Origin of the sequence: Flexivirga sp., from assembly GCF_035551235.1 — a bacterium.
GTDB lineage: Bacteria > Actinomycetota > Actinomycetes > Actinomycetales > Dermatophilaceae > Flexivirga.
On record NZ_DASZNO010000052.1, the window covers coordinates 23,076 to 30,181 of the forward strand.

A 7,106-nucleotide genomic window follows, 5' to 3' on the forward strand; every position below is an offset into this window, starting at 1 on the left:
CGCGCCCGCCGGTGTGATTCTCGGGGGGAGAATCACGCCATCCGGACCCTTGCGGGCCCGGTCGGTCGAGCGCGTCGCAGGTACGTTACCCCGAAAGTCGACCGCCGCGTTACCGAAACGAGATTATTCGGCCTCAGAAAATTTTGCTGTCCGGGACTGGTCAGGCGTCAGGTCCTTCGAGCAGATCGGTCACCAGCGCCGCGATCGGACTGCGTTCACTGCGATGCAGCGTCACATGACCGAAGAGCGGATGACCCTTGAGCTTCTCGATGACCGCGGCCACTCCGTCGTGCCGACCCACCCGCAGGTTGTCGCGCTGTGCCACGTCGTGAGTGAGCACGATCCGGGAGTTCTGACCGATCCGGGACAGGACCGTCAGCAGCACCCCGCGCTCGAGGGATTGTGCTTCGTCGACCACGACGAAGGCGTCGTGCAGCGAGCGGCCGCGGATGTGGGTCAGCGGCAGCACCTCGAGCAGACCGCGATCCATGACCTCCTCGGTCACTTCCCGGGACACCACGGCACCGAGCGTGTCGAAGACCGCCTGGGCCCACGGGCCCATCTTTTCGTTCTCGGTGCCGGGCAGGTAGCCGAGTTCCTGGCCGCCGACGGCATACAGCGGACGGAAGACGATCACCTTGCTGTGCTGGCGGCGCTCCATGACCGCCTCGAGGCCGGCGCACAGTGCCAGCGCGGACTTCCCGGTGCCGGCCCGGCCGCCGAGACTGACGATGCCGACGTCGGGATCGAGCAACAGGTCGAGCGCGATGCGCTGCTCGGCGGACCGGCCGTGCAGTCCGAACGCATCACGGTCGCCGCGCACGAGCCGCACCGACTTGTCGGCCATGACCCGGCCGAGTGCGCTGCTGCTGCCGGCACCGAGCATCACCACGCCGGTGTTGCACGGCAGGTCCGCGGCCTCCGGGATCTCGGCGCGACCCTCGTCATACAGCGTGTCGAGCAGGTCCGGTGCGACATCGAGCTCGGTGGTCCCGGTCCAGCCGGAGTCGACCGCGAGCTCGGCGCGATATTCGTCGGCACGGAGGCCGACCGCCGATGCCTTCACCCGCATCGGCATGTCCTTGCTGACCACGGTGACATCACGGCCCTCGTTGGCGAGGTTCTTGGCCACCGCCAAGATGCGAGTGTCGTTGTCCCCCAAGCGAAACCCACTCGGCAGCGACTGCGTGTCGGTGTGGTTCAGCTCCACTCGCAGGGTGCCCCCGTCACCGATCGGGACGGGCGCGTCGAGGCGGCCGTGGGTGGCCCTCAGGTCGTCGAGCGCACGCAGCGTGGAGCGGGCGAAGTAGCCCAGCTCGGGGTGATGACGCTTGGCCTCCAACTCGGTCACGACGACCACCGGAAGCACGACCTCGTGCTCGGCGAAGCGGGTCATCGCACGTGGATCCGACAACAGGACGGAGGTGTCGAGCACGTAGGTGCGCACTGCACGCGAGTCTGCGGTGGACGTCGAAGCGGAGGGCTGGGAGCTGTTGGCCATAACGATCTCCTACGTCACACGGCATGTCGCGCCGTGTGACCTACTCTCGGACCAGGTGCCGGGACCGGGCCCGAGAGGGCCGGTGCCGGCCCTTCGTCCGGAGCAAAGATCGCTCCATCTCGGGCCTCCCGAACGCCCCACGGGGATCGTGGTGCGTCAAGATCGACACTACGACGGGTCGGGCCGATCATCAGCCGACACACCGCACGAAATGCGATCAGCGCACCAGGTGTTCACCGGCCGTCCAGAGCCGCGTCATCAACACAGTCACTGCAGCACCTTCAGCCCCAAACGCCACAGCGGGGCGCACCGGAAAGTCCGTTGCCGATCCACCTGTGTGCCTGTTGAATTACCGCCCATGACGTCCCCCGTGCTGCCCGCGCCCGTGGAACCCGGTGATCGCGTCGCGATCCTGTCGCCGAGCTGGGCGGCGCCGGCGCACTTCCCCGCCATACACGAGCAGGCGCTGGGGCGGTTGCGCGACGACTTCGGACTGGAGCCGGTGGAGTTCCCGACGACCCGGCGCGACGCGACGCCGAAGGAACGGGCACGGGACGTCACCGCGGCCTTCGCAGACCCGAGCATCAGGGCGATCATGGCGACCATCGGCGGCGACGACCAGATCACCGTGCTGCCACACCTGGACGCCGACGTCATACGCGCCAACCCGAAGCGATTCATCGGCTACAGCGATAACACCAACCTGTCGAATTACCTGTGGTTCCAAGGCATTGCGAGCGTGTATGGCGGTTCGACGCAGGTGCATCTCGGACCTGTCCCTGACGACGTTCACCTCGAGTCGCTACGGGCTGCGCTCTTCGGCGGCGACGTGCGGCTCACCCAGCCGGAACGCACTCGCGACGTCGGCATCCGCTGGGACGATCCACGTGCGCTGACCGATCGCGCCCCGGATCTGCCCGCCGAACCCTGGACCTGGAGCGGCCCGCGCCGCACGGTCACGGCGCTTACCTGGGGTGGCTGCCTGGAGATCGTCGAGTGGACGCTGGCTGCGAACCGCTGGATGCGTCCGGTCGACGACTATCGGGGCGCCATCCTGGTGCTCGAACCGCACGAGGAGCTGCAGACGCCGGAGCAGAACTATCGACTGCTGCGGAGCCTGGGCGAGCGCGGTCTCCTGGGCGTCGCGTCGGCTCTGCTCTGGGGCCGGCCGCCGGCGAGCGACCACGAGCACCCGACCACCCAGGACGCCGCCGCGAAATGGCGTGCCGAGCACCGCGAGGTGGTGTCGCGCGCAGTGCGTGAATACAACCCCGAGCTCGTCGTGGCGCTCGACGTCGACTTCGGGCACACCAGCCCGCAGCTGCTCCTGCCCTATGGCGGCAGCGTCACCGTCGACGGCGAATCACGAACGATCACAGCCCATTTCGGATAAGTCTCCACCACCCGCGGGTGACCACACCACCATGCCGAATGACGGCTTCCTCGGCGAGTGACGGCGCAATAGGACCGTCAATCGGCGAAGAAGCCGTCATTCGCGAGCTCGGGGTGGTGGTGCCGCGACAGCGGCCACTACCTGCTATTTGCCGAGGCGGCGATCGCGCACGGCATACGCACGCAGGGCACGCAGGAAGTCGACGCGGCGGAAGTCGGGCCAGTAGGCCTCGCAGAAGTAGAACTCGGAGTTCGCGCTCTGCCACAGCAGGAAGCCGCCGAGCCGCTGCTCCCCCGAGGTCCGGATCACCAGGTCGGGGTCGGGCTGGCCCTTGGTGTAGAGGTGCTGCGCGATGTGCTCGACGTCGAGGCTCTCGGCGAGTTCCTCGATCGAGGTGCCGCGAGCGGCGTGCTCCTGCAGCATCGCGCGCACCGCATCGGCGATCTCGCGGCGGCCGCCATACCCGACGGCGATGTTGACGATCATGCCGTCGACCCCGGCCGTGGACTCGGCGGCCTCCTTCAGGACCTGGGCGGTGGAGTCCGGCAGCAGGTCGAGGGCGCCGACCGGGTGCAGCCGCCAGCGCTGGTCGGCCGCCAACCCCTGGACGGCACCCTCGATGATGCCGAGCAGCGGCTTCAGCTCCGCGGGCGAACGGTTGAGGTTGTCGGTGGACAGCAGCCACAGGGTGACGACCTCGACACCGGCCTCCTCGCACCAGCCGAGCAACGGCTTGATGTTGTCGGCACCCGCCTGATGGCCGTCGGCGGTCTGCGCTCCGCGCGCCTTGGCCCACCGTCGGTTGCCGTCGAGCATGACGCCGACGTGCCGCGGAAGGTTCTGCTGCGGCAGGGACCTGCGCACGTGTCGCTCATATGCGGCATACAGCAGATCACTGACGCGCATCGGTCGTCCCCCACTTCTTGTTGTCGAGTCTGCAGACATCCAGAGTATGCCGAGGCGCACGTCTCATCGACCAGGCAGCGTGGATTGGGTCCGGGCGAAGTCACTTACCCTTGGCCCATGATCGAGTCGCGCCGTCCGGCCGCCCGCTCCCTGCAGCAGGACGCAGCCGAGCTGGTGCGCTCCGTCAAGCCCAAGCTGCGTGGCTGGCTGCACGCCGGTATGACGCCCTTCGCCGCCGCCGCGGGCATCGTGCTGGTATGCCTGGCACCGACCGCCCGCGAGCGCCTGGGTGCGGCCGCGTTCGCCTTCACGGCCGTGCTGTTGTTCGCCACGTCGGCGGCATACCACCGCGGGACCTGGTCCACGAGGGTCGAGCGGACGCTCAAGCGGATGGATCACTCCAACATCTTCCTGATCATCGCCGGCACCTACACGCCGTTCGCGGTGACGCTGTTGCGTGGCTCCCAGGAGCTCAGCCTGCTCCTGCTGGTGTGGGGCGGCGCGATCCTCGGAGTGCTCTTCCGGGTCTTCTGGGTCGGTGCACCGCGCTGGCTCTACACGCCGATCTATGTCGCACTCGGCTGGGTGGCGATCTTCTACTTCGGCCCACTGCTGGATGCCGGTGGTGCCGCGGTGATGACCCTCATCGCGGTTGGCGGAGGCCTCTACACGCTGGGCGCAGTGGTCTACGGGATCAAGAAACCGAACCCGTCACCGCAATGGTTCGGCTTCCACGAGGTGTTCCACTCGCTGACGATCCTGGCGTTCATCTCGCACTACGTCGCGGTGTCACTGGCGATCTACGGCCACCACCGCTGACCTCCGGAAACGCAGCAGACTCAGGGGCTTTCGGCCTGGTCGTCCGGCCCGTCCTTCTTCGCCTGTGCGTCCGGCGTCTTCGTGTGAGCCGTCGATCGCGCGTGCGCAGTCGGGATCCGCTGCCGGACCGGGTGGTCGTGCTCCTCCTGCCACTGCGCCTTCCGGAGGTGGTTGTTCATGCTCCGGAAGAGCAGCCAGCACGCGATCGCCAGGCCGAACAGCACGAGGAAACCCCAGATGCCGGCGGTGATCGCCACGCTCTCGTTGCCACCGCTACCCATGGGTCGCCTCCTGCGCCACTCGCTGCTTCACGTCGTCGACGACGGGCTCGCCGAGGTCCCCGGTCGCCATCGCATCGGCTGCCGCCACATCGGCCGGCAGCCCCGCGAACAGGTCGTCCTCGTCCTCGACGAACGGCACGTAGGACCGGGCCAGGTCGAATTCCTCCGTCGGCCAGATCCGCGCCTGATCGGCCGGTGACAGGGCGAAGAAGGTGCCGTCGGGGTCGATCTGGGTCGCGTGTGCCAGCAGTGCCTGCTCGCGCACGGGGAAGTACTTCGAGCACTCGACCCGGGTGGTGACCCGGCCCTCCGGGCGGTCCTGGCGGTGCGCCAGCCACTCCGCGTATGGCGACTCACGCCCGTCGTCCAACAGCGCCTCGTGGAAGGCGAGCATCTTCGCCTTGGAGAAGCCGCGGTCGTAGTAGAGCTTCAACGGCTGCCACGGATCTCCCGCGTGCGGGAACGCCTCCGGGTCGGCGGCAGCTTCGAACGCCGCGAGCGTCACGTCGTGGGTCATGATGTGATCCGGGTGCGGGTAGCCGCCGTTCTCGTCATACGTCGTGATGACGTGCGGCCGGAACTCGCGGATCGCCCGCACAAGCGCCTCGGTGGTGATCTCGAGCGGCTCCAGCGCGAAGCAACCCTCGGGCAGCGGCGGCAGCGGATCACCTTCCGGCAGACCGGAATCCACGAATCCCAGCCAGGTCTGCTGGATACCGAGGATCTCGCGCGCCTTGGCCATCTCGGCGCGCCGCACCTCGGGCAGGTCTCGCGCGATGTCCGCGTTGCCCTTCAGCCGCGGATTCAGGATGTCGCCGCGCTCGCCTCCGGTGCAGGTGACCACCAGGACGGGGTGACCTTCGTCGACGTAGCGGGCCATCGTGGCCGACCCCTTGCTCGATTCGTCATCGGGGTGGGCGTGCACTGCCATCAGGCGCAGGGCCTCAGTCACGTGCTGCACTCCTTGTCACGGTGCTCAGGGGAACGATCGGCTCGGGCAACCGAGGGGGCGACCGGGGATCGTCCGAGTTCGCGACCTATTGTCTCACCTCATGAACATCCCTCGACCCGCACCCGAGGATCGCAAGTGGTGGGTCATCGGCATCATCGGCGTGCTGATCATGACCGCGGGCGCAGTGTGGTGGGGTATCTCCGCGACCCGCGGTGTCAGCTGGGAGAACGGCCCCTTCGTCGTCAAGAACGACCGCAGCGTCCGGGTGACCTTCTACGTCACGAACCAGGACGGCAAGCCGGTCACCTGCCAGCTGGAGGCGCAGGACATCAGTCACGGCCGGGTCGGCGTCCTCACGGTGAAGCTGCCTCCCAGCACGTTCCGTACCACGGAGTACACGCGCACCATCCCCACTGTCGCGAAGGCCGTGACCGGCATCGTGGACCACTGCGAATACCGCTGAACAATTCGGGTAGCAGGACCACCGGTGCTATGGTTGACAGCTATACCCAAGGTCTGGGACCAGCATCCGAGCGACGTGCCGGAGCGGCCCCGGACCTCATTGTTTGACCAACTGTTTGACCAGGGTCAACCGACCTAAGGAGAGACACCGTGAGCACTGCTGACGCATCGGCCAGCTTCTTGACCCAGGAGGCATACGACCGCCTCAAGGCCGAGCTGGACCACCTCTCCGGCGAGGGACGCACCGAGATCGCCGACAAGATCGAGGAGGCTCGCCAGGAGGGTGACCTGAAGGAGAACGGCGGCTACCACGCGGCCAAGGAGGAGCAGGGCAAGATGGAGGCCCGCATCCGCCAGCTCGAGGAGCTGTTGCGCAACGCGGTCGTCGGTCATTCCGTCTCCACCGAGGGCACCGTGAGCCCGGGCATGGTCATCACCGTCGAGATGTTCGGCGACAAGGAGAAGTTCCTCCTCGGCAGCCGCGAGATCGCCGGCGATTCCGCCCTGGACGTCTACAGCGAGAAGTCGCCGCTCGGCGCCGCGATCAACGGCGCGAAGGTCGGCGACAGCGTTTCCTACGAAGCGCCCAACGGCAAGACGATCGACGTCAAGGTGCTCGAGGCGACGGCATACACCGGCTGACCGTTCACCCACACACACGAAGGGCGCCTCGCAGCGATCGCTGCGAGGCGCCCTTCGTGTTCCCCCGCACCGGTCCCCCGAGGTATTTGGCGACGGCCTTCTTGTAGGCCGCCGTCGCGCACGGCAGGAAGATCGCCCGCAGCACGACGG

Annotated in this window: 8 protein-coding genes; 4 read left to right on the forward strand and 4 right to left on the reverse strand. The window is 67.6% G+C overall.

Annotated features, from left to right (window positions below; all coding sequences use genetic code 11):
* Window positions 1-160: 160 nt before the first annotated feature.
* The gene (locus VG502_RS20975) at window positions 161-1,501 is read right to left on the reverse strand and encodes a PhoH family protein (protein ID WP_325552245.1); all 1,341 of its coding nucleotides are present in this window, start codon (window positions 1,499-1,501) and stop codon (window positions 161-163) included.
* Between the two features lie 358 nt (window positions 1,502-1,859).
* Here VG502_RS20975 and VG502_RS20980 point away from each other — a divergent pair, with 358 nt between their 5' ends.
* Window positions 1,860-2,894 (forward strand): S66 peptidase family protein, encoded by a 1,035-nt coding sequence (locus VG502_RS20980; protein ID WP_325552247.1) that lies wholly within the window; start codon window positions 1,860-1,862, stop codon window positions 2,892-2,894.
* Between the two features lie 144 nt (window positions 2,895-3,038).
* Here VG502_RS20980 and VG502_RS20985 read toward each other — a convergent pair whose 3' ends face one another.
* Entirely contained in the window at window positions 3,039-3,800 is a 762-nt protein-coding gene (locus VG502_RS20985; RefSeq protein ID WP_325552248.1) for an isoprenyl transferase, read from the reverse strand.
* 117 nt (window positions 3,801-3,917) lie between these two features.
* Here VG502_RS20985 and trhA point away from each other — a divergent pair, with 117 nt between their 5' ends.
* On the forward strand, window positions 3,918-4,619 hold the full coding sequence (trhA, locus tag VG502_RS20990) for a PAQR family membrane homeostasis protein TrhA (protein WP_325552250.1): 702 nt from the start codon (window positions 3,918-3,920) through the stop codon (window positions 4,617-4,619).
* Window positions 4,620-4,639: 20 nt separating this feature from the next.
* On the opposite strand, the gene VG502_RS20995 is transcribed toward trhA, so the two are convergent.
* Together VG502_RS20995 and mca are read right to left on the reverse strand one after the other, a co-directional pair.
* Complete coding sequence (locus VG502_RS20995; protein ID WP_325552251.1) at window positions 4,640-4,900, reverse strand: hypothetical protein; 261 nt, start codon at window positions 4,898-4,900, stop codon at window positions 4,640-4,642.
* Window positions 4,893-5,852, reverse strand: a complete 960-nt coding sequence (mca, locus tag VG502_RS21000; RefSeq protein WP_325552253.1) for a mycothiol conjugate amidase Mca — start codon at window positions 5,850-5,852, stop codon at window positions 4,893-4,895. The genes VG502_RS20995 and mca overlap by 8 nt, the downstream gene beginning before the upstream one ends.
* 100 nt (window positions 5,853-5,952) lie before the next feature.
* Between mca and VG502_RS21005 the strand changes: the two genes are divergently transcribed.
* Together VG502_RS21005 and greA are read left to right on the forward strand one after the other, a co-directional pair.
* Window positions 5,953-6,315: a DUF4307 domain-containing protein gene (locus tag VG502_RS21005; protein ID WP_325552254.1), complete on the forward strand. Its 363-nt coding sequence runs from the start codon at window positions 5,953-5,955 to the stop codon at window positions 6,313-6,315.
* 149 nt (window positions 6,316-6,464) lie between these two features.
* Window positions 6,465-6,956, forward strand: a complete 492-nt coding sequence (gene greA / locus VG502_RS21010; protein ID WP_325552255.1) for a transcription elongation factor GreA — start codon at window positions 6,465-6,467, stop codon at window positions 6,954-6,956.
* Window positions 6,957-7,106 lie beyond the last annotated feature (150 nt).

Coding starts and splice junctions, on each gene's coding strand:
- VG502_RS20975 (WP_325552245.1), bottom strand. CDS start 1,501: ATGGCCAACAGCTCCCAGCCCTCCGCTTCGACGTCCACCGCAGACTCG.
- VG502_RS20980 (WP_325552247.1), top strand. CDS start 1,860: ATGACGTCCCCCGTGCTGCCCGCGCCCGTGGAACCCGGTGATCGCGTC.
- VG502_RS20985 (WP_325552248.1), bottom strand. CDS start 3,800: ATGCGCGTCAGTGATCTGCTGTATGCCGCATATGAGCGACACGTGCGC.
- trhA (WP_325552250.1), top strand. CDS start 3,918: ATGATCGAGTCGCGCCGTCCGGCCGCCCGCTCCCTGCAGCAGGACGCA.
- VG502_RS20995 (WP_325552251.1), bottom strand. CDS start 4,900: ATGGGTAGCGGTGGCAACGAGAGCGTGGCGATCACCGCCGGCATCTGG.
- VG502_RS21005 (WP_325552254.1), top strand. CDS start 5,953: ATGAACATCCCTCGACCCGCACCCGAGGATCGCAAGTGGTGGGTCATC.